The 20,294-nt window shown below is 56.8% G+C and carries 19 protein-coding genes and 1 tRNA gene; 11 read left to right on the top strand and 9 right to left on the bottom strand.

The window, feature by feature from the left end; translation table 11 throughout:
- Positions 1 to 23: 23 nt before the first annotated feature.
- Together speE and speD are read right to left on the bottom strand one after the other, a co-directional pair.
- The gene (speE, locus tag ACO6TI_RS27525; RefSeq protein WP_422383779.1) at positions 24 to 896 is read right to left on the bottom strand and encodes a polyamine aminopropyltransferase; all 873 of its coding nucleotides are present in this window, start codon (positions 894 to 896) and stop codon (positions 24 to 26) included.
- Positions 893 to 1,450 carry an adenosylmethionine decarboxylase gene (gene speD, locus ACO6TI_RS27520; RefSeq protein WP_055117593.1) on the bottom strand — a complete coding sequence of 186 codons (558 nt, stop codon included), beginning with the start codon at positions 1,448 to 1,450 and terminating at the stop codon, positions 893 to 895. Before speD ends, speE begins: the two co-directional genes overlap by 4 nt.
- Positions 1,451 to 1,634: 184 nt before the next feature.
- Between speD and ACO6TI_RS27515 the strand changes: the two genes are divergently transcribed.
- From ACO6TI_RS27515 to ACO6TI_RS27505, 3 genes are all read left to right on the top strand, one after another.
- A complete protein-coding gene (locus ACO6TI_RS27515; protein ID WP_422383778.1) occupies positions 1,635 to 2,222 on the top strand; it encodes a GNAT family N-acetyltransferase in 588 nt (195 codons plus the stop codon).
- Between the two features lie 110 nt (positions 2,223 to 2,332).
- Positions 2,333 to 3,097, top strand: coding sequence for a substrate-binding periplasmic protein (locus ACO6TI_RS27510; protein ID WP_158510409.1), 765 nt, complete (start codon positions 2,333 to 2,335; stop codon positions 3,095 to 3,097).
- Positions 3,098 to 3,231: 134 nt separating this feature from the next.
- Positions 3,232 to 4,152 (top strand): substrate-binding periplasmic protein, encoded by a 921-nt coding sequence (locus ACO6TI_RS27505; protein WP_422383777.1) that lies wholly within the window; start codon positions 3,232 to 3,234, stop codon positions 4,150 to 4,152.
- 78 nt (positions 4,153 to 4,230) lie between these two features.
- Here ACO6TI_RS27505 and ACO6TI_RS27500 read toward each other — a convergent pair whose 3' ends face one another.
- On the bottom strand, positions 4,231 to 4,992 hold the full coding sequence (locus tag ACO6TI_RS27500; RefSeq protein ID WP_422383776.1) for an SIMPL domain-containing protein: 762 nt from the start codon (positions 4,990 to 4,992) through the stop codon (positions 4,231 to 4,233).
- 141 nt (positions 4,993 to 5,133) lie between these two features.
- On the bottom strand, positions 5,134 to 6,198 hold the full coding sequence (locus ACO6TI_RS27495) for an AI-2E family transporter (RefSeq protein ID WP_104703780.1): 1,065 nt from the start codon (positions 6,196 to 6,198) through the stop codon (positions 5,134 to 5,136).
- Positions 6,199 to 6,497: 299 nt separating this feature from the next.
- Between ACO6TI_RS27495 and ACO6TI_RS27490 the strand changes: the two genes are divergently transcribed.
- A tRNA-Ile gene (locus ACO6TI_RS27490) sits at positions 6,498 to 6,574 on the top strand.
- Positions 6,575 to 6,963: 389 nt separating this feature from the next.
- Here the strand turns inward: ACO6TI_RS27490 and ACO6TI_RS27485 are convergent.
- On the bottom strand, positions 6,964 to 8,169 hold the full coding sequence (locus tag ACO6TI_RS27485) for an ROK family protein (protein WP_422383775.1): 1,206 nt from the start codon (positions 8,167 to 8,169) through the stop codon (positions 6,964 to 6,966).
- A gap of 128 nt (positions 8,170 to 8,297) precedes the next feature.
- Between ACO6TI_RS27485 and ACO6TI_RS27480 the strand changes: the two genes are divergently transcribed.
- From ACO6TI_RS27480 to ACO6TI_RS27460, 5 genes are read left to right on the top strand one after another with little or no spacing between them, the layout of a single operon-like run.
- On the top strand, positions 8,298 to 9,053 hold the full coding sequence (locus tag ACO6TI_RS27480) for a glucosamine-6-phosphate deaminase (protein WP_422383774.1): 756 nt from the start codon (positions 8,298 to 8,300) through the stop codon (positions 9,051 to 9,053).
- Entirely contained in the window at positions 9,046 to 10,254 is a 1,209-nt protein-coding gene (locus ACO6TI_RS27475; RefSeq protein WP_055117576.1) for an N-acetylglucosamine-6-phosphate deacetylase, read from the top strand. The genes ACO6TI_RS27480 and ACO6TI_RS27475 overlap by 8 nt, the downstream gene beginning before the upstream one ends.
- 35 nt (positions 10,255 to 10,289) lie before the next feature.
- Entirely contained in the window at positions 10,290 to 11,267 is a 978-nt protein-coding gene (locus ACO6TI_RS27470; RefSeq protein WP_196999720.1) for a TRAP transporter substrate-binding protein, read from the top strand.
- 58 nt (positions 11,268 to 11,325) lie between these two features.
- On the top strand, positions 11,326 to 11,850 hold the full coding sequence (locus tag ACO6TI_RS27465) for a TRAP transporter small permease (RefSeq protein WP_029061001.1): 525 nt from the start codon (positions 11,326 to 11,328) through the stop codon (positions 11,848 to 11,850).
- Positions 11,847 to 13,139, top strand: coding sequence for a TRAP transporter large permease (locus ACO6TI_RS27460; protein WP_422383773.1), 1,293 nt, complete (start codon positions 11,847 to 11,849; stop codon positions 13,137 to 13,139). Before ACO6TI_RS27465 ends, ACO6TI_RS27460 begins: the two co-directional genes overlap by 4 nt.
- Before the next feature lie 240 nt (positions 13,140 to 13,379).
- On the opposite strand, the gene ACO6TI_RS27455 is transcribed toward ACO6TI_RS27460, so the two are convergent.
- The 3 genes from ACO6TI_RS27455 to ACO6TI_RS27445 are packed head-to-tail and all read right to left on the bottom strand — an operon-like array spanning position 13,380 to position 15,941.
- Positions 13,380 to 14,399 carry a TRAP transporter substrate-binding protein gene (locus tag ACO6TI_RS27455; RefSeq protein ID WP_422383772.1) on the bottom strand — a complete coding sequence of 340 codons (1,020 nt, stop codon included), beginning with the start codon at positions 14,397 to 14,399 and terminating at the stop codon, positions 13,380 to 13,382.
- Positions 14,400 to 14,431: 32 nt separating this feature from the next.
- Complete coding sequence (locus tag ACO6TI_RS27450) at positions 14,432 to 14,752, bottom strand: 2Fe-2S iron-sulfur cluster-binding protein (RefSeq protein WP_196877209.1); 321 nt, start codon at positions 14,750 to 14,752, stop codon at positions 14,432 to 14,434.
- A gap of 10 nt (positions 14,753 to 14,762) precedes the next feature.
- Entirely contained in the window at positions 14,763 to 15,941 is a 1,179-nt protein-coding gene (locus ACO6TI_RS27445) for a cytochrome P450 (RefSeq protein ID WP_422383771.1), read from the bottom strand.
- 115 nt (positions 15,942 to 16,056) lie between these two features.
- Here ACO6TI_RS27445 and ACO6TI_RS27440 point away from each other — a divergent pair, with 115 nt between their 5' ends.
- Positions 16,057 to 16,950 carry a LysR family transcriptional regulator gene (locus tag ACO6TI_RS27440; RefSeq protein ID WP_422383770.1) on the top strand — a complete coding sequence of 298 codons (894 nt, stop codon included), beginning with the start codon at positions 16,057 to 16,059 and terminating at the stop codon, positions 16,948 to 16,950.
- Positions 16,951 to 17,292: 342 nt separating this feature from the next.
- On the top strand, positions 17,293 to 18,492 hold the full coding sequence (locus ACO6TI_RS27435) for a pyridoxal phosphate-dependent aminotransferase (protein WP_422383769.1): 1,200 nt from the start codon (positions 17,293 to 17,295) through the stop codon (positions 18,490 to 18,492).
- 93 nt (positions 18,493 to 18,585) lie between these two features.
- Here ACO6TI_RS27435 and ACO6TI_RS27430 read toward each other — a convergent pair whose 3' ends face one another.
- Entirely contained in the window at positions 18,586 to 20,187 is a 1,602-nt protein-coding gene (locus ACO6TI_RS27430) for a GMC family oxidoreductase (RefSeq protein ID WP_422383768.1), read from the bottom strand.
- Between the last annotated feature and the right edge of the window lie 107 nt (positions 20,188 to 20,294).

Below are 20,294 nucleotides of genomic sequence, written 5' to 3'. Positions count from 1 at the left end.
ACACCGCGCTTCCCGGCGACGATCTAAACTTTCGTCCGGCCTTCCTCGACGGCGTCCAGAATGAACTTCGGCAGTGCAAATGCAGCCGCGTGGACGTCCGGTGTGTAGTACCGGGTCTCGAAACCTGCCGCTTTGAAACGCTGTTCCAGAACCGGTACGGCCTGTCTGCGCAGGTCGGGGTTGTCGGTCGCCCAACCCAGGGTCATGTGACCACCGAAATAGGTCGGGATTGCCGCAATATAGGCCGCCGCATCCTTGAAGATACGGGAGAAACGTTCGACGCTTGTCACCAACTCGTCCCGCTGGAGGAAGGGGACGCCATTCTGTGTCACCAGGATTCCGCCCGGCGTCAGCATGCGGTGAGCATTTCGATAAAATTCTTCGGAAAAGAGGACTGCACCCGGTCCGTGCGGATCGGTGCTGTCGACGATGACAACATCGAACCGATGGTCGGTCTCTGCAGCGAATTTCATGCCGTCGGCAATGACCAGCTCAAAACGCGGGTCTTCCAGGACACCCTTATTGAAGTCACTGAAATGCTCTTTGGAAAAGTCGACGACCGACGCGTCGATTTCGACCTGCACCAGCTTTTCAACAGAAGCGTGCTTGAGGACTTCTTCCGCAAGACCACAATCACCACCGCCTACGATCAGGACGTTTTTGGCTGCTCCATGGGCGATGATCGGCACGTGGGACATCATCTCGTGATAGATGAACTCGTCCGCGGTCGTGACCTGGGTCACCCCGTCAAGCATCAGGATCTTGCCGAAAACGGGATTGGAGAAGAGCACCAGGTCCTGGTGCTCCGTTTTTTGCTGATAGAGGATTTCCTCGCAGCTGTAGCTGACCTGAACTCCCGGATAAAGGATTTCGTTGAATACCAGACCGTCGCTCATTCTGCGGCTTCCAGGGTGTGCGGCTTGGAGAGCTGATTGGCAACTTCCCGACCGCGCAGCAACTCCGAAACCGCTGTCTTGCCGGGATTGAAGGCGTTGCGCAGGACGTCGACACACTTTTCAGGTTTGGCATCGCCGCACATAAACACGTCGAAGGCGGCGTAACCTGCCTCCGGCCAGGTGTGAACGGAAATATGGCTCTCCGCGAGTACGGCGACACCCGAGACACCGGTCGGTTCGAACGGATGAAGGTGGATATGCAAAAGGGTTGCGCCAGCCTCCTCGACACAGGAGCGCAGCGCCTGTTCGACGTAAGGCAGGTCATCAAGCCTTTCGGCGTCGTAAAGATCAATAATCAGATGCGCACCAGCGCAGTGGACCCCTTCCTTTTGAATGAAGTGATCCAGGCGGTCGTCTGCGTAAACGCCAGCGGCCGCGGTCAAAACGTTTTCTTCCTTCTGGGTGGTGCTTCTTGGTTCGGCAACGCACGCTGCGTCTTCTGCTACACGAACCTCCAAGTCCATCCCCAGTTCGAAGAGGGCGTTGCTTTCCATATCGCTCTCCCAAACCAGCAGATGTCCCCGGTATTAATTCCGGAGCGCACTCCATACAAAAAAGAGTGTTTGATCTCAATGGGAAATCTGCAAAATCTTTCTGCAGCCAACGCATGTCTGATATGAACGCACCAGATATTCGCAGTCGTTTGAGAAAAACGGTTGCCATTTGAAAGGGTTAGCCGTGTCGATCGCAATCAGAAGCTTAATAGGCGAAGATCTGAAAAACGCGCTGAAGGATCTCGCACTTCTCAGGATATCTGTGTTTCACGACTGGCCGTATCTGTACGAAGGAACGATGGAGTACGAAGCCAGGTACCTGCAGCGCTACGTTGAGACGGAAGGTGCCGTGATTGTCGGGGCATATGACGGTGACAAACTTGTGGGAGCGGCAACGGGCGAACCGCTCGGGGACGAGTACGAGGCGTTTCAGGCACCGTTGAGGGAACGCGGATACGACACCGATAAGATTTTCTACCTCGCAGAGTCCGTTCTCGATCCCGCCTATCGGGGCCAGGGCATCGGTCATCGGTTTTTCGACGGGCGCGAGGCCCATGCCCGCAGTCTGGGATTTGACCAGGCGGCGTTTTGCGGGGTTGTCCGTCCCGATGATCACCCGATGAAGCCGGCAGACTACCGGCCTCTCGACCCGTTCTGGCGCAATCGCGGGTATGAAAAGCTGGAAAACGTTATCGTAACCTTCCCGTGGTTGGATATCGGCGAGGCGGAAGAAACAGAAAAGCCAATGCAGGTCTGGTACAGGAGACTATGAACGATCCGTTGCCGGTGACATCGCGTTTCAGCGCATGCTCAAATGGCCGAAATCAGCGAAACAGCGTGATATTTGCGGTTCAGTTTGTATTTTGCATCCTTGGAACCGTAGTGCCTTCGATCGCGTCTGACATCCGGTTTCTGACCCTTGAAGAACCGCCGACCAATTATCTGAAAGACGGCGAGATTTCCGGAACAACGGTTGACCTTGTCAACGAAATGGCACGCCGGCTCGGCGAGCAGCCGGAAATTGAGTTCCTGCCCACTGCGCGTGCGTTCCTGAAGGCGCAAAGCAACCCGAACTGCCTTGTCTTCACGGCCGGCCTGACAGAAGAGCGAAAAGCACTCGGCTACCAACCGATCGGTCCGGTCATCACCCGAAGGCACATTCTGTTTGCTCGTTCGGGCAGCAACTTCGAGATATCGAGTGTCGAGGATATTGTTGCCAGGAAGCTGACCGTGTCCGGTGTTGATGGTGACTGGCGAACCGGGTTTTTATTGTCGGAGGGTGTGACGGTCGAGACGACATCTCAGCATCTTCTCAACTTCCGAAAACTCATGGCAGAGCGCACGGATCTCTGGATATCGTCTGATCTTGAAGCACCGTCGATCCTGTCACAGGCCGGTGCTGATCCGTCAGCGATTGAAATTGCTTTCGTGTTCCGGTCTGCCCCAAGCTACATTCTCGCTTCCAGGGGCACGGACGAGAAGGAACTCGCGCGCTGGCGCGGCGTATTCTCCGAAATGACGCGGGACACGGTGTTCCTCGAACGGTTGTCGAACAAGTGGAGCTTGGAACTCGGCCTGGACCTTGGCTTCAGCGGCAGGGAAGGCTTCCATATCAAATCCGGTCCGGCCAGAAAGAAACCGTCATGAGCCATCTAGGAACAGACGGAAAGTTGCGCTGGAACGCGTGCGCCTGGCCAAGCGTTCCGGGCACAAATTCGAAAGTCCTGCCATATTCACCCCGGTTCAAGTGGGGCGCTAGTCACCACACTCGAATAATCCGGTTGAAAGAATTCTCTCATGCCGTGTTCGGATCATTCACCAGTGCAGCGATGAACAAGCAAAACGACCACTGTAACACTCACCCGGAATTGCCATCTGGATCGTTGCGGTTTGCGTTGGCGCTTGCGTTGCTCATCTGGCTCGCCGCATTGACATCAGGTATGGCACAGGCGCAGGAATTGCGATTGCTGACCTCTCCCTGGCCGCCGTCAAACTATATTCGGACTGACGGGATTCCTGCGGGGATCAGTGTCGACGTCATTGAAGCGATCAAGGACAGGTTGAAACTGGAAACGCCCGTGGAAGTCCTTCCCTGGGCGAGGGGATATCTTGTTGCCCAATCGGACCCGAACGTCCTGCTTTTCACGGCAGGGCGTACACCGGAGCGTGTCGACATGGGATTTCACTTCGTCGGACCCGTGGTGATGTGGACACATGCACTGATGGCCCGGGAAGGCTCTGAGATCGCCGTCGATGCGGTTGACGCTGTCAGATCGCAAAACCTCGTCGTTGCCGGAGTGCGAGGTTCCTGGCAGATCCGCCTGTTGCAAGATGCCGGTGTCCAGACCGTTGAAACGGAAAACCATGAGACAGGCGCAAGGATGCTTCTTGCAGAACGGGTCGATCTCTGGATCACATCGCGACTGCAGGCCTCCTCGGTGCTGAAGGACCTCGGGCGGGACGCAGACAGCGTCACGGCAATCCACACCGTGAAACGCTCGCCGTCCTACCTCATGATTTCTGCAGAAACCGATCCCGACATCATTGCCCGGTGGGAAGGGGCATATGAAGACCTCAAGCAGACCGACTTCTTCGAAAAGACCGTGAACAAGTGGAGCGATCAGCTGGGCATCGCCCTCCAGTTCAGGCCGGCTGAAGGTTTCAGCGCAAGACCGGCCCCTCACGATAAAACCGGTTCTTGAGAAGGTGTCTCTGGTTTAGAGCGTTTACTTGCGAGGAGCGAGGCACCGGCGCATGTGCCCCGCACTCCGAACCGTCGGTTACTTCAGCGCCCAGCGAATGGTTACGTTCGCGCCGATGGTTTGTTCTCCGGTCTCGACCGGAACGGCTTCAGCGCTCGCGGCCATCATGCTTCCGGCCCGCATCATGAGCGGTTGAGGCATCTGTGTGCCGGTCTCTGAAATGGATATGATGGTACCCAACTCTGCGCCCGCAGCACTTGCGAAGATCTCCGCCTTGTGACGTGCGGCATCGACGGCCTTCTTGCGGGCTTCGTCAAGCTTGTCCGCCGGGTCGCTGACTTCGAAACGAATGCCGTCCACGGAATTCGCGCCACTTTCAACAACGAGCGTAAGCAAACCACCCAGTTTTGCCAGGTCACGGACATTGACCTCAACGCCGTTGCGGACCTCGTAGCCGGCAATCCCGGGCTGTTGATCGGAGCCGCTGGCAACCCGCTCATAGCGCGGATAAATACCAAATCCCCTTGTCTGGATGTCCTTGGCTTCGATGCCGGCGCCCTTGATTGCATCGATGACCTTTGAGATCGAGGCAGAATTCTCCGAAAGCGCCTCGGCGGCCGTTTTGGCCGTGGATACGACATTCGTCGTGATGACGGCCATGTCGGGCGTGACGGCGACCGTGCCTCTTCCTTCCATGGTAATGCTGCCCGCCAGGGTTTGTGCATCCTGTGCCAAAGCGGTGTTGGCGGTTATCAGGGCAACCCCAAGGACTGAGGCAAATGCGATTTTGCGCACCAATGCAAGCGGACGGATGGGCAGAATCGTTATCGAACCGGACATGTGAAATTCCTTTCAACACTATTTGACTTGACCGGGAAGATTGTTGGCCAATGCGGCAGGGGTAAGGCTTGCCGGTTCAGCTTTCGTTCATTTTCAAGGGCTTGCATTAGTACTTCCAATGACGCGGACCGCGTTCCGGCCCTAGTTTTTGGAATCCTGAGATCCGCTGAAGCCGACATCGCCGGTTTCGGACAGTAATACTGCGACCGGCCGGGAGCTTTCGAACCGTGCGCAGACGATAACGATCATCACGGTCAACGGCACGCAAAGCACCATGCCGACAATGCCCCAGATTGCCCCCCAGAACGCGAGCGAGAGCATGATGACGAGACCCGAAAGGTTGAGGTTGGACCCCATGAGTTTCGGCTCCACCAGATTGCCGATGGCGAACTGGATCAGGCCGAGACCAGTGGCAATCGCAAAGAAGGGGCCGAGAGTGTCATAGTAGACGATCGCCAGAAGGCTCGGAAATATGACACCGATCAGCGAACCGATGGTCGGAATGTAGTTCAGCAGAAAGGCAATGAAGCCGAAGAGGGCGGCATAGGGCAGACCGATCAGGATCAGGACCAGGCTGGTGAGTACACCGGTGGCAACGGACACGGCGGTCTTGATCGAAAAGTAATGCATGATCGAGCGGTTGATTTCCGCGCGGATCGCAAACGCCGACTGGGCGCGTTCGGGAGAGGCGAACAGCCGTTCGAATTTCCGATCGAAGGTCGACTGTTCCAGGACCAGGAACAGAACATAGATGAAGACCAGGCTGGCGGAGCCGGCAAGCGCGGTCACAAGACTGGCGCCGGCCGTCACCATGCGCGGCACGACAGAGTCTGGCAGCAGGTCCTTCAACTCGATCGGATCGTTGAAGTCGAGGTGAGACGACACCTGGTTGAACAGTTCTTCAAGGCGTCTCTGGTAGGTCGGGGCATCCTGGGCGAGCTGGGACAGGTTGGCCGTCACGATGTCCAGAACGATCGTGCTGACAGCAAAGATCGACAGTAAAGACAGCGTGAAGGAAATGAAGCCTGGAAGCCGCCAGCGGCCGATCGGCACCTTTGCAAAAAGATGCGCAAGCGAATTGATCATGTACCAGACGATCAGGGCAATGACGAAGGGAAGCAGTAACGAGCGCCCGATAACCAGCAGCCAGCCGATCATGCAGACCAGTAGAACCGTCAGCGTGGCGGACAGAAGGGGGCTTCGCATTGTGGCTCCGGCAATTGCGGTAACGGCGACTCAGCCGCCACGTGTCGGTCCATTTAGACCTCAAGCCGCCTCAGACCTCAAGCCGTGCGGCAACGGTCGCCTATTGCCTTTGCGTGGAAACGTTTTGCATCGTGCCAGCCACATTTCCGTCCAGGGCCGGGGCCCTGACAGACGGCGCAACATGGGGGCCGGACTTTCCAAGACCTTTTTCACCTTCATGCCGCAAACCTCTTGCCCCGACGAATTGCCGTGGTATAGGGAACATCTGCGCCGTTCTGTCTTTCACAGAGATGCGCCGTGGGCCTGTAGCTCAACTGGTTAGAGCCGTCCGCTCATAACGGATTGGTTGGGGGTTCGAGTCCCTCCGGGCCCACCATTTCCTTTAAAATCAATGCCTTAGTTGCCGGATTGCCTAGGTGGGACATTCTAGGGGGACATTTCGGTGTTCAATCCGGACTGTTGGACCCAAACTCAAAATGTTACCTGGAACCAGGGAACCGCGACAAGCGTTGCAGATCAGTCGGGACTTTGAATAGCGCCACCATGGTGCAGCTTTGGTCGAAATTCGAACAACTTGCGCGCGGAGGCGCGGATCCAAACCGTGAAGGGCGGGAACGGTTGTAACGGCTAGAAACCGCGTTCATCTGCAGCCATTTCACGTCCTGCGAATTTTCCGGGAAAATGCCGTTGAAAGGAGCGGCTTTTAGCCGAACCCAGCTGACGAAATCCCCGGTGTTTGCGGGAAAGTTTGGCCTCGGGCAATGATCATATACGGCACAGGGCGCCGATTTCGGTGCGAAACAGGTCGGAGGCGGCGCCGACGAGTTCGTCGCTTTTGCTGCGCCGTCCTGAAACGATTTTCGGCTTCCGGCCCTTGCGAACCAGGGCGCCCTCGGGAAAAATCAGTTCAAATCTTTCTGTCAGGCGTTGGAAGGTTTCCGGGCACTGGACAAAGGGGCCTGTGAGAACAATCTCGTCCGGCATTAGCGTCAGTGTAAGATTGCGAAGCGTATGCGCCATCAGCAACAAGGGCCGTTTCAGGAAGGACTTGTCAGTGCAATCCTGCAGATAGTCCTCGAATTTTTGCTCGTTGATCGGGATTGACTGGTCTTGTGACATCGTTGCCAGCGCCCAAAGTCCGGCCTCGGCTTCCATGCAGCCGATCATGCCGCATTTGCAACTCACGGTGCTGAGCGGATCGAGTACACAATGCCCGATTTCACCAAAGCCCTCGGTGAGAACCAGTTCCCTGTCGTTGCTGATAAAAGCCGCGCCGATGCCGATACCCCAGTGTATCAGCAGTGTCTTGCCGGTGCCGAGACTTTTGCGGCGGGACGTGCGGGCCCGCAATTCGCAATTCAGGTTCTTTCGCACGATGACGTCATGTCCGAGGGTTTCAGACACTTCGGACAGGTCGAAGTCGGACAGTTTCGGCCAATAGGCGGAGTAGACCCAGCGTTTGCCGGGCTCGTCGACAATCCCCGGCAAGGACAGCGCATAGCCGCACTGTTTGGCCGAACCGGGAATATGCGCGGTGCATTTTCCGGCCAGGCTTGAAAGCACGTCGATGAAGCCTTGCTTGTCGATCTTGTCCGCCTGCACCTGCTCCGTCGTCTCGAAAAGAATCGTTCCGGCCAGATCGACCACCGCGCAATGCATCGTGTGTGACACGAAATGAAAGATCACCGCGCACAGGCGGCCAGGGGCGGGGGTGAGCAGGATCTCCGGCCGGCCTTTTTGCAGGGACTGCGCAGGGCGTGATTCCGTGATCAATCCATCATGGATCAATTCCATCACAAGGTCTGAAACTGTTGCCGGGCGGAGCGCCATATCCGTGGCCAGTTTCTTGCGGGTCGGCGCATCGCCCTGGCAGATCGCCGAAAAAATCCGTCCCTTTCGTCCGGCCGGAGCGTCAGCGCCATCATGCTCGAACTGACGAAAATAGTAGTCGCTCATCGGGAGAGAAGTCATTCGCCAGCCAGTCCTTTTCTGTGCAGAGCATAAGAAGAATTGCCGGAAACTCCAGCCAAAACTCAGCAAAAAATAATTATTGACATTTTTGTATTTAATTACATTAATGGAAAAAAATAGGAGTACCGATGAAGATTTCAATTGCCGAGACAAGTGTGGATGCAGGACATCAGGCAGCCTTGCGGGGCGCGGACTACATTCGGCGGGCCATCAGGGACCAGGGAGCGGCACGCCTTATCCTGGCCACGGGAGCGAGTCAGTTCGAGGTTCTGAAAGCGCTGGTTGCCTGTGAAGATATCGACTGGTCGAAATGCACGGTTTTCCATCTGGATGAATACATCGGATTGCCGCGGTCCCATCGCGCAAGCTTCGTCAATTATCTGAATGCGCGCTTCGTCAGTCAGGTTCCCGGATTGGGCCACTTCGAGGCCATTGACAGTGAAGCGGGTGACGTTGAAGCCGAAATCACACGATTGAACACGACGTTGAGCAAAGAACCCATCGACGTTGCCTTTGTCGGCATCGGAGAAAACGGACATCTGGCGTTCAACGATCCGCCCGCAGACTTCGAAACCACCTCACCATTCCTGCGGGTGTCACTGGATGAGCCCTGCCGCAGACAGCAGGTCAACGAGGGCTGGTTTGACACCATGGCCGATGTTCCCGCCGAAGCTCTGACCATGAGCATTCGGCAGATTATGGCTGCGAAAGCGATAGTCTGCACCGTTCAGGATCAACGCAAAGCTAGGGCCGTGAAAAATGCGGTTGAAGGACCAGTGAGCAACCTTTGCCCAGCGTCGATCCTTCAGGAACATGCCGATGCCACCCTGATCCTGGACGACGCCGCGGCCACAGAGTTGAGCCCGGGTGCCCGCAATGGCTGAAGCCAGATCCAATCCCGTTGGCATCCGCAATCGCTCGGCACCGGTACTTCTTGACGTGCTGTGCGCCGCAAGACAGACCTCGATTTGCTGTGAGCTGTCTCCCGAGGGCGGCCTGGTGGCGGAAACGATCGAAAGTGCCGAGCAACAATGGCGGACCGGCCCGGATGGCGACTTCGTCACACGGGGATTGATCGATCTTCAGGTCAACGGTTTCGGCGGGCTGGATTTCAACAGGGGAGGGATCACCGCCGACCGGTTGGATCTGGCGCTGATCGAGCTGGCCAAAACGGGGGTCACGGCTCTTCTGCCGGCGATCATCACAGGCTCGGCCGGTCGTATGGTCCGCGTGTTGCGGGAACTTGATGAGGCTGTGGCGGCCAGCCGACTCGGCCCACTCATGATTGCGGGTTACCACATCGAGGGGCCGTTTCTGTCCCCGGAAGACGGCTTCAGCGGATCTCACGACAGCGCGCATATGTCAGCGGCAAATCTTGACCTGATTGATGATCTGCAACGGAACGTGTCTCGCGGGATAAAGCTGGTGACGATTGCGCCGGAAGTCAGCGGTGCGATCGAAATGATCCGGGTGCTTGCCGGGCGGGGAATTCAGGTCGCGATCGGTCACTCCAACGCAAACGAGCAACAGATTTCAGCGGCGGTCGACGCCGGAGTGACGCTTTGCACGCATCTGGGCAACGGATTGCCGCAAATGCTGCACAAGACCGATAATCCGATTTTCTGGCAGTTGGCGGACGACCGGTTAACGGCGATGTTTATCGCCGACGGCATTCATGTGCCCAGACCGGCACTGCAAACGATGTTGCGGGCCAAGGGACACACGCGGACGATCCTGACGACCGATGCGGTGTCCGCGGCCGGGATCAATACCGGTCCCGGTTTTTACACGTTGGGCGCAGCGGAGATCGAGCGTTCACAGGAGGGATCCGTCCGAATCCCGGGCTCGAGCTATCTTGCCGGATCGTCGGTCACCATGGATCAGATGCTGCGCAACATGATGGCCTGGTATGGCCTGACCGTACCAGTGCTTGTCCAGCTCATGCGGGAAAATCCGCTGCATTTCATCCGCACTCGTCAGGACCCCGGTCCTATGGGTGCGACGGACGGTGTCGTCGAGTGGGAGACCACGGCGGACGGCCCCGTTGTTCGCAGGGCACATATTGGCCCGTTCACAGTTGAATAATCTGGAATTTCAATCGTCAAAATGGGAGGAAACCAATGACATCCGGTACTTTTAGAAAAGGTTTGATACTCGCGGCCTGCATGCTTGCAAGCGGCACGGGGCTGGCGAGCGCGGAAACCGTGTTGCGCCTTGCGGAAAACCAGCCTGAAACCAACCCAGTCACCGTTGCCATGCATCGATTTGCCGAACTTGTCGGCGAATACACCGATGGTGAGGTGAAAGTCGATGTCTATTCAGGCGCGCAGCTGGGTCAGGAAGTCGAATCCATCGAGCAGGTCCAGGCCGGGATCATTGACCTTGCCCGCGTCAACACGGTGCCGCTTGCCAATGTCACTCCGGCGGTTGGCGTGTTCACGCTGCCGTACATATTCAGCGGTTCTGAGCACAAGTACAAAGTTCTGGACGGCGAAATCGGACAGAAGGTGCGCGCCGACATGGCAGAGGCCGGTCTGGTCGGCTTTGATTTCATGGAAGCCGGATCGCGCAGCTTCTATACCCGCGAAGGCTTGCCGATTTCGGAACTTGCCGATCTATCCGGTCTGAAGATCCGGGTGCAGAACTCTCCGATCTCCATCCTCATGGTGGAATTGCTGGGCGGCGTGCCGACACCGATGAACTATGGCGAGGTGTTCTCGGCGCTTCAGACCGGCGTGATTGACGGCGCGGAAAACGACTTCGTCAGTTTTCACACCTCCGGCCACTACGAAGTGGCTCCCAACTACGTCATTGATGGCCATCTCAGCCCACCTGCGATAGTGATCATGAACAAGGCCCGCTTCGATAGTCTCCCCGAGGATCAACAGCAGGCAATTTCAAAGGCGGCGAAGGAAGCGGCGATCTATGAGCGTGAGCTGATGTTTGCGGCCAACGACAAGGCGCGCACCACGGTCGAGGAGGCCGGAGTCTCTGTCGTGGAAATAGACAATGGTCCGTTTCAGGCAGCGATCCTGCCGATCTATGAAGAGTTCCCACACCTTGGCGACCTTATTGAACAGATTCGGGCCGTAGACTGAACACGTTCCGTCTGGCTGGGTAAATTGCCTGGCCAGTCGTCCCCTCGGGAGAGGCTCATTGTCGAAAAAGTCCCCCATCATTGAAAATCTGACCTGGGCAGTTGACGGGTTGAACGGCATCGCCAGCTGGATTTGCAACCGTCTGCTGGAGTTGATCGTTGCGATCACCTTCATGCAGGTTGTCCTGAGATACGTCTTCAACAGTCCGACAAAATGGTCCGAGGAAGCAGCCATGCTGTGCCTGGTCTGGTACGGCATGCTGGCAACGGCAATTTGCGTGCGCACCCACCACCATGTCGCCATCGTCTTCTTTCGCGATCTGCTGGGCGAAACCGGCGGCATTGTCCTCGACGTGTTTGCGCATCTTGTCATTCTGGGGTTCGCGCTGGTGCTCCTGTTCAGCGGCACAAAGCTGGTCGACCTGGCCGGTGTGACGCTTTTGCCGGCATCGGGCATTCCCAAATCCCTGCTGTATTACTCGGCGCTCACCGGTGGTTTCCTGATAGCGCTGAATGCCCTGACAAACATTCTGACCGGGTCACTTCGTCCAAGTGAATTCGAAGATACCGGGACGACGTCATGAGTGCGCAGGGTATCGCGATCGCCTTGCTGCTAGGCAGCTTTCTCGGCCTTATGGTGTTACGGGTTCCGGTGGCCTTCGCCCTGGGAATGTCATCGGTCGTGACCGCGTTTTACCTCGGTCTGCCGATGTTGATGATCGGGCAGCGGATGGTGAACGGCCTGTTCAGTTTTACCTTTCTGGCGGTGCCGTTTTTCATTCTGGTCGGCAACATCATGACGGAAGGCGGGATCTCCGACCGCCTGGTGAAATTCGCGGAAGTTCTTGTCGGCCGTTTTCGAGGCGGGCTCGCCCAGGGCAATGTGGTGGCGAGCACGTTTTTCGGCGGTATTTCCGGTTCTTCGGTCGCCGATGTCGCCTCGATTGGCTCATTCCTGATACCGGCCATGAAGAAACGCGGCTACACGCCTGAATATTCGGTCGCGGTCACCGTCACATCGTCGGTGCAGGGTGTGTTGATCCCGCCAAGTCAGAACATGATCTACTACGCGCTGGCCGCTGGCGGACTGCCGATCAGCAAGCTGTTTCTGGCCGGCTATGTTCCAGGCGTGCTGTTGTCTGGCGCCCTGATGGTGCTGTGCTGGATCGCCGCCGTGCGCCACAATCATCCCAAGGGCGATGTCTACGGACTAAGGGACAGCCTCGGCATCGTCGGGCGTGCCTCGATCGGCCTGTTCACCATCGTGATCATCATCGGTGGCATTGTTGGTGGCGTTTTCACCGCCACGGAGTCCGCGGCTGTCGCCGTCGTCTATGCGTTGTTGGTGACGGCGTTCGTCTATCGCACCATGGACCGGACCAAGATTCGCCGGATCATGGCCGGCACTCTGGCCTCGCTCGGCATGGTGGTCGCGATCATCATGACGTCGTCCGCATTTGGTTTTCTGTTGTCCTACCTGAAGGTGCCGACGATCCTTGCCGACCACATTCTGGGCCTGTCTTCGAATGTCGTGATCATTCTCCTGATGATCAACCTGCTGTTGCTGATCCTCGGGATGCTGATGGACATGGGTGTGCTCATCCTGATCATGACCCCGATCCTGTTGCCGATCGCCGTGAAGATCGGGATTGATCCGATCCATTTCGGCATCATCATGATCCTCAATCTGGGAATAGGTGTGTGTACGCCGCCGGTGGGGACGTCTCTGATGGTCGGCTGCGGCATCGGAGGGGTGAAGATCGAAAACACGGTGAAGGCGATGCTGCCGTTCTATCTGGCCATGGTTGTGGTGCTGATGCTGGTGACCTTTATCCCGGTGTTGTCCCTGGGTCTGGCCGGGGTGCTGGACTGACGGCGAGACCGGCAGGCGGAGGTGCTTCCGTACACTCAAACCGGTCTGACGGTAGAGATCACCGGCGCTCTTCAATCATGTTCGTGAACGCACAAGAGCAAATGTGCAGCTCTGGAATGCAGGCAGCCAATCTAACTGTTGGACAACAGAGTCAGCTTGCCAAGGGAAACGGCCGGAGCCGATCTGACAACCACAGCATTCAAGGCTGCAGCCGTCAGATCAAATCCAAACGTCCAAACGTCAATTTGCAGACATTTCTGTCTTGATCAATTCATAGGCCGCGAGCGCGTCGATGCCTGTATCGTTGACTTCGGAGAGGACCTTTTCCCGGATTTCGGCCGAAATATCCTGAAACCTGGCCAAGTCGGTATCGCTTGCCTCATTGATTGCGTTGCCTTCGGTCGAGCGGGTCAGCGCTATACCGTCCTGATCGATTTCATCCCACATCGCACCTCCCATACGGCTTAAGGGCTCACCAAAGACCTTTTCTTCAAGGGCGGACTGCAGCTCCGGCGGCAAGTCGGCAAAGGCTTCCTCGTTCATGATCAGGGCGAACGAACCGCGGTAAAGTCCACCCGGCATCCAGTAGACGTTCCTGGCGACTTCCGTCAGCTTGAATCCCTGCCGCGTTTCCATGGGCATCACCACGCCGTCCGCCGCATTGGATGCGAGCGTCTCATAAACTTTCGGCGCCGGAACCTGAATGCCGGTGGCGTCAAGTTTCCTGCCAACATCGCCACCGACACCGCCGGGAATGCGTATCTTCATACCGGCAACCTGGTCCAGCGTTGTCACGGGCCTGTCTGAATGGAGTTGCGCCGGGCCATGGGTCACCAGACCTATGAGTTTGACACCCCTGTGCTCGTTGGCCTTGGAGAGAAACTTCTCATAGACCCGCCAGTAGGCTACGGAGGCGGCCTCCGCGGAGCCTTCATAACCAGGCAGCTCGATCAGTTTTGTAGTTACGAAACGGCCAGGTTGATAGCCGTGAAAAATGATTGACGCATCCGCGGCGCCATCCATCACGAGATCCATTTGTGATGGCGGTGGTGCAAGACCGAGCTTCACCTCGGCCGTGACCTTTCCATCGGTTGCTTCTTCCACCATTTCGACAAAGCGCGGCCACATCTTTGCGTTCATGCCATGTGATGGCGGAGCCCACGATGAAATTGTCAACGTGTGTTCAGCTGAAAGTGCAGTGCCTCCGCCAAGGCCAATGGCAGCGGCAGCGAACAGGCCTGCGAGTCTCACCAGTTTCATATTTTCCTCCCTCGGTCGTTTTTGTATTGGTTCTACTGTGTGTCGGGCAGCTTCACCTTTTGGCCTTCAAGGCATCGGGACACGATGACCTGACAGCTCAGCCTGCTTCCGGGTTGCCGGTCTGTTGCCGCAAAATCCAGGAGATCGTTTTCGTGTTCGTGCATTGGCGTCAGTTCGCAAAGCAGTTCCTGTGCGAAAAAGGCATGACAGGTCGCACAGGCAGCTGAGCCGTTACAGTCGGCACGGATCCCGTCGACACCATTGTCGACCGCAACTTTCATGATGCTGTCACCTTCCGTTGCAGAGACAGGCACTTCGCTTCCATCGGGTTGGACAAAGACAAATCTGATCATGGTCATGTCCTCAACGGTCCCAGCGAACCGGCAGGGCTATCGGTCCGCGGAAGACCCAACCTCGCAGGATTGGCGAATTTCCGGCTTGAAGCCTCAGGTTGGCCAGACGGTTGAAGAGCATCGGTACGGTAATTTCGCCAACCATTTGCCGCGCGACCCAGGTTCCGGCACAAAAATGCGGCCCCGCACCGAACCCAAGGTGCCGTGAAGCTGTCCTGTTGAGATCGAAACGGTCGGGCTGGTCGAAGTGGCCGGTGTCCCTGTTGGCTGCCCCCACACATATGCCGAGCTGGTCTTCGGCCTTGAGACGGGTGTCACCCAGAACGGTGTCTTGTGTGACCCGGCGAGGATACATGCCAATGGGCGAAATCCAGCGAACCGACTCCTCGAAAGCCCTGGCAAAGAGTTTTTCGTTTGCCTGCGCCTGAGCCAGCTGTTCCGGGTTTTGCAGCAATCCCAAAACGGTGGTCAAAATGGCGTCTCTCGGCTCGTTCAGCCCGCCGCCAACGATCACCTTGATATTGGCACGAATTTGCTCGCGTGAATGTTTGTGTCCGGCATGGGCCATCGACGACAAGATAGAGGGATTTTCCGTTTCCACATGCCGTGCGAGGACGTGGTCGATTGCCTGATCTATGGCCGCAGAGGCGCGCCTGGCGCGGTTCGAGATTTCCGGATCGGCTTGGTAATTCCCCACACCATCCATCAGTGCCTGCGACCACCAGGCGATGTCTTCCCAGGCAACGTCCTCGAAGCCTAGCAAATCGATCAGGGACAGCGACGCCATGGGAGCTGCAAAACTGCTGAAGAGATCCGTTTCGCCATCGGCCTCAAACTGATTGATCAGGTCATTTGCGATCGACCGGAAACGGGGAGCCCAATGCTGTTTCACAACACCGGGACGAAATGACGGTTCAACAGCGGCGCGTTCCAGCTTGTGCGGTTCGTCATCCTTGCGCATGAGAGAATGCCCCATGACCTTGTTCATGAGTGAACCTGGATTAGTCGACGCAAACAGGTGATGGTTGCGCTCTACAGTCATGATGTCATCGAACCGTGTCACCAGGTGAATTCGCGCACTGTCGACCCATACCGCCGAGGCCATCGAACGAATTCTGTCGAAGGTCGGGTAGGGGTCTTTCGCCAACTCCTCGATGGTTACGTCTGACAGGACCGGGGGCGGTTTCATCTGTGCCTTCCCTTCTGATTTGGCGGCAACATCAAGGGTGAGGCCGAATTGCGCATATTGGCAATCCAATGGGCTGAATATAAGTTATCGAAAAATTCGATTGGAAAGACATTTCATGGACTTGGCCAAGAAAATTCTGAAGACGAATTTTGCGTCGCTGCAAGTGCTCCAGTATGTGCACGATTTCGGTTCGTTTTCCGTGGCTGCGGAGAGGCTGGGTTTGACGCAATCGACCGTCAGTTACACGATCGCGCGTCTTCGCTCCATTTTCAAAGATCCGCTGTTCGCAAGGGAAGGCAACAGGGTTGTTCCGACGCAGAGATGCAGGGTGATCGTCGGACACATCTCCGGTTTGCTGGCCGAATTCGAAGGCCTGACGAGCGAACCGGATTTCAATCCTGCCGCAGCGGAGGGGTCAATCACGATCTCATGCAATCACTATGAGCGCATGACGATCCTGCCGGAATTCATACCGAAAATCCGCAAGCAGGCGCCGAACCTCAGACTCCGGTTCATGACATCCAGCGCGTTGGGTGAAGACCAGTTGAAACGCGGTGAATGTGATCTCCTGATCGGGCCTGTTCAACTGTCCGGCGATCATATCTTCAAGCGGCACCTCCTGTCTGATGCCTATGTCTATGTCATGGACGCGGACAACCCCCTGGCCAGCCGTCCCCTGGATCTGGACAAAATCAGAAGTGCTCATCATCTTGTTGTGCAGTTTTCAGGAGGCTGGCAACCTTTGTATATCGACGCTCTGAAGTCCCATGGCCTGAGTTTGAGCCCGATGGTTGAATTGTCCGACTATGGAGACATTGCGGCCTATCTCAAGGGATCTGATTTGATCGCCTGCATGCCCAGGCGGTTGGCGAGCACACTGGAACCGGCATTGCTCTGCGTTGAGGTTCCAATTCCGGTTCCGCTTGAAATCGATCTCTTCTGGACCACACGCACGCACCATTCCAAACTGCACAACTGGGTTCGCCAGACCCTTGCTGAGAGTATCTGAACCGTTCAAGTGCCATTTCGAAAGTGAAGCACAGGGTTTGTGATCGCTTCACGGCTGGTTTCTGCGGATCTGAAACACTATGCAACGAATGCTGCCCAATCCGGCGCTGGAAAAACCTGCCTCCGGTGTGGTATCGCAAGTCGGCAGGCGCACGATCCTGTTGGCTGCCATGAGCTCGCCACAACGACCGGTGTGTCATCAATGGTCACCGGCTTGGCAGCAAACTGATGGACGATCGGGTTTCCGGCACTTGTCTTGTCAGCCTCGCGGTCCGATCTCTCCAAAATCACCCAGGCGGCACCCACTCAAATATCGAGAGCCAGCTGAACAAAGGTTCCGAAAATGCATTACGCCTCTATCACCGACCGGCTTGCCCATCTGGGCTCGGGCAAATGGGCCATTCACCTGAAGGCGCGCGAGATGGCAGCAAGCGGATACGCAGTCATAGAGCTGACCATTGGCGAACCGGACATCGGACCTGATACAGTCTTGCTGGACGAAGCAAATCGCTCCATGCGCGGCGGGCGCACCCGGTATTCCAACGGGCGTGGAGAACCAGTTGTCATCGACGCGCTCGTCAAGAAATACAGCAAGCGGCGGTCGGGCATTTCCAGGCGCAACGTCCTGTGTTTCCCTGGAACCCAGACGGCGCTGTTTGCAGTCATGCTTGCATTGGTGGAGGCCGGTGACGCCGTTCTTGTCTGCGATCCTTATTATGCAACATATGAAGGTGTCGTTGCAGCGACGGGGGCCTCGATGGTGCCGGTGCCGCTCCGACCGGAAAAGAAGTTTCATCTTCAGTCCGGAGACCTTGAAAAGGCTGTTGCGCCCGGGTGCAGGGTTCTTCTTCTGAACACGCCTCACAACCCTACAGGTGCTACGCTGACACGTGAGGAAATTGCCGCAATCGGTGAGGTATGTGTGCGCCATGACTTGTGGATCGTCTGTGACGAGGTCTACGAACAACTGATATTCGCCGGCGAGTTCGCCTCTCCCATTGATCTTCCCGACCTGGCAGACCGGACGATTGTCGTTTCGTCCATTTCCAAATCGCACGCCGCGCCCGGGTTCCGTTCCGGATGGGCTGTCGGACCGGAGGAGTTCTGTGATCGGCTCCTGCCGATATCCGAAACGATGTTGTTTGGCGGACAGCCATTCATTGCCGACATGACTGCAAAAGCGCTAAACGAAGAATTCGATACGGCAGATCGCATGCGTGAACGTTACGGACAGCGGGCGAAACGCATCTTCAATCACCTGGCAGGCAACGAGGTCCTTCATCCGATGATGCCGGAAGCGGGGATGTTTCTGCTCATCGATGTCAGTGCGACAGGTCTCAACGGGTTGGAATTTGCAGAGCGACTGCTGACGGAAGAGCGTGTTGCCGTGATGCCCGGCGCGTCATTCGGGCATCAGGCTTCCGGTCTGATCCGGCTGTCTCTTACGGTTTCCGAAGAGATGCTTGACAACGCAGTCACCCGGATCATGGCGTTTTCAGACCGGCTGCGAAAGGGCGAGGGAAAGCAGACATTGTCCACGTGACGGAGACAACTCGCCTTGCTCCGGCCGATTGGTTGTCCGCCGATGGTGATCAGGCAGGCTCCGGAATTAAAAGCTCATTTGTGAGTGTGTGTCCTAGCCGGCGAGGCTTGCGCGGATCAGGTCCGATGCTTTCTCACCGATCATGATGGCAGGAGCGTTGGTATTGCCCGACACAATCTCGGGCATGATCGAGCAGTCCGCAACACGCAGGCCCTCGATGCCGTGGACCTTCAGTTTCGGATCGACTACCGCGGTGTCTCCCGTACCCATCTTGCAGGTTCCGGTCGGGTGATAAATCGAGACGCTGTTCTGACGCGCCCAGTCCAGCGTTCCATCGTCGTCTTCCATATCAAGGCTGGCAGCCGGCCGGAATTCTTCGGAGATCTTGGATGTCAGCGGCGCGTGCCTGGCAATCTTCCTGGCAATCTTGACTGCTTCGACAATGGTCCGGCAATCGGTTTCCGTAGACAGGTAACGCGGAATGATCTTCGGATACCGGCGCGGATCCGGTCCGGCGAGGCGAATTTCGCCACGGCTTTCCGGCCGAAGCTGACAGACCGACATCGTGAATGCTGAAAACGGATGGACACCTTCGCCCGGAGAATCTGCGGACCAGGGTTGAACGTGAAATTGAATGTCGGGCGTCTCGAGTTCCGGTCGGGTTTTCAGAAAGCCTGTTGCAAGGCTTGCCGCCATGGTCATCGGACCGGCTCTGAAGAGGGCATATTTCAGTGCGATCCGGGCCTGGTTGAAGAGGCTGCGCACCTCGTCGTTCAGTGTCGGTTCGTTGCACTTGTAGACAAGTCTGGCCTGCAGATGATCCTGCAGGCCCCGCCCCACTCCGGAAAGCGCATGCACCGGCTCGATGCCGTTGTCGCGCAATTCACCCGGATCACCAATACCCGATAGCATCAGGACCTGCGGAGAATTGATGGCGCCTCCCGACAGGATCACTTCGCGGTTCACGGTCAAAACCCTCTCGGTCCCGGATCTGTCCCGGTAAGAGACACCGGTAACCTTCTTGCCATCGAGATTGATCCTGCTCACAAGCGCGTGGGTAATGATCGTGAGGTTTTCACGGCTTCTTGCCGGTTTCAGGAACGCGACGGCTGAACTGCACCGCCGTCCATTCTTGGTTGTCAGCTGGAAATAACCAACACCTTCCTGCTTGGCACCGTTATAGTCCGGGTTGAACGGATAGCCTGCGGTTTGTGCAGCGGCGACCCAGGCGTCGCAAATTGGTCGCTGAATGCGCATGTTGGAGACCGATAGCGGTCCACCTTCACCGTGATAGTCATCGGCGCCGCGTTCCTGGTCCTCGGACCGTTTGAAGAGTGGAAGAACGTCTTCCCAACCCCAGCCCTCGTTGCCCATCTGCCGCCAACGCTCATAGTCTTCCTTCTGTCCACGCACATATAGAAGACCGTTCAGCGATGAGGAACCTCCCAGGACCTTGCCCCGCGGCCAGTCGATCGATCGTCCGCTCAGGCCGGGATCCGGCTCGGTTCGGTAACACCAGTCAACTGAAGGGTTGTGCATCGTCTTGAAGTAGCCAACCGGGATGTGGATCCACGGGTTCCTGTCGGGGCCGCCGGCTTCAAGAAGAACGACCTTGTTGGAGGGATTTTCGCTCAGACGATTGGCGATGACGCAGCCAGCCGAACCGGCCCCGATCACGACGAAATCAGCCTCCATTTTTGTTCTCCGCTTTATTTCTTTGAAAAAAGCCTATGCAAAAAGAACAAAATAAACTAGCATTTTTTGAAACAAAACGTCTCAAAAATTGCGAAAAGGGAGGAAGC

Source organism: Roseibium album (assembly GCF_965233825.1).
Classification (GTDB): domain Bacteria; phylum Pseudomonadota; class Alphaproteobacteria; order Rhizobiales; family Stappiaceae; genus Roseibium; species Roseibium album.
This window is presented reverse-complemented; position numbering and strand designations above follow the sequence as displayed.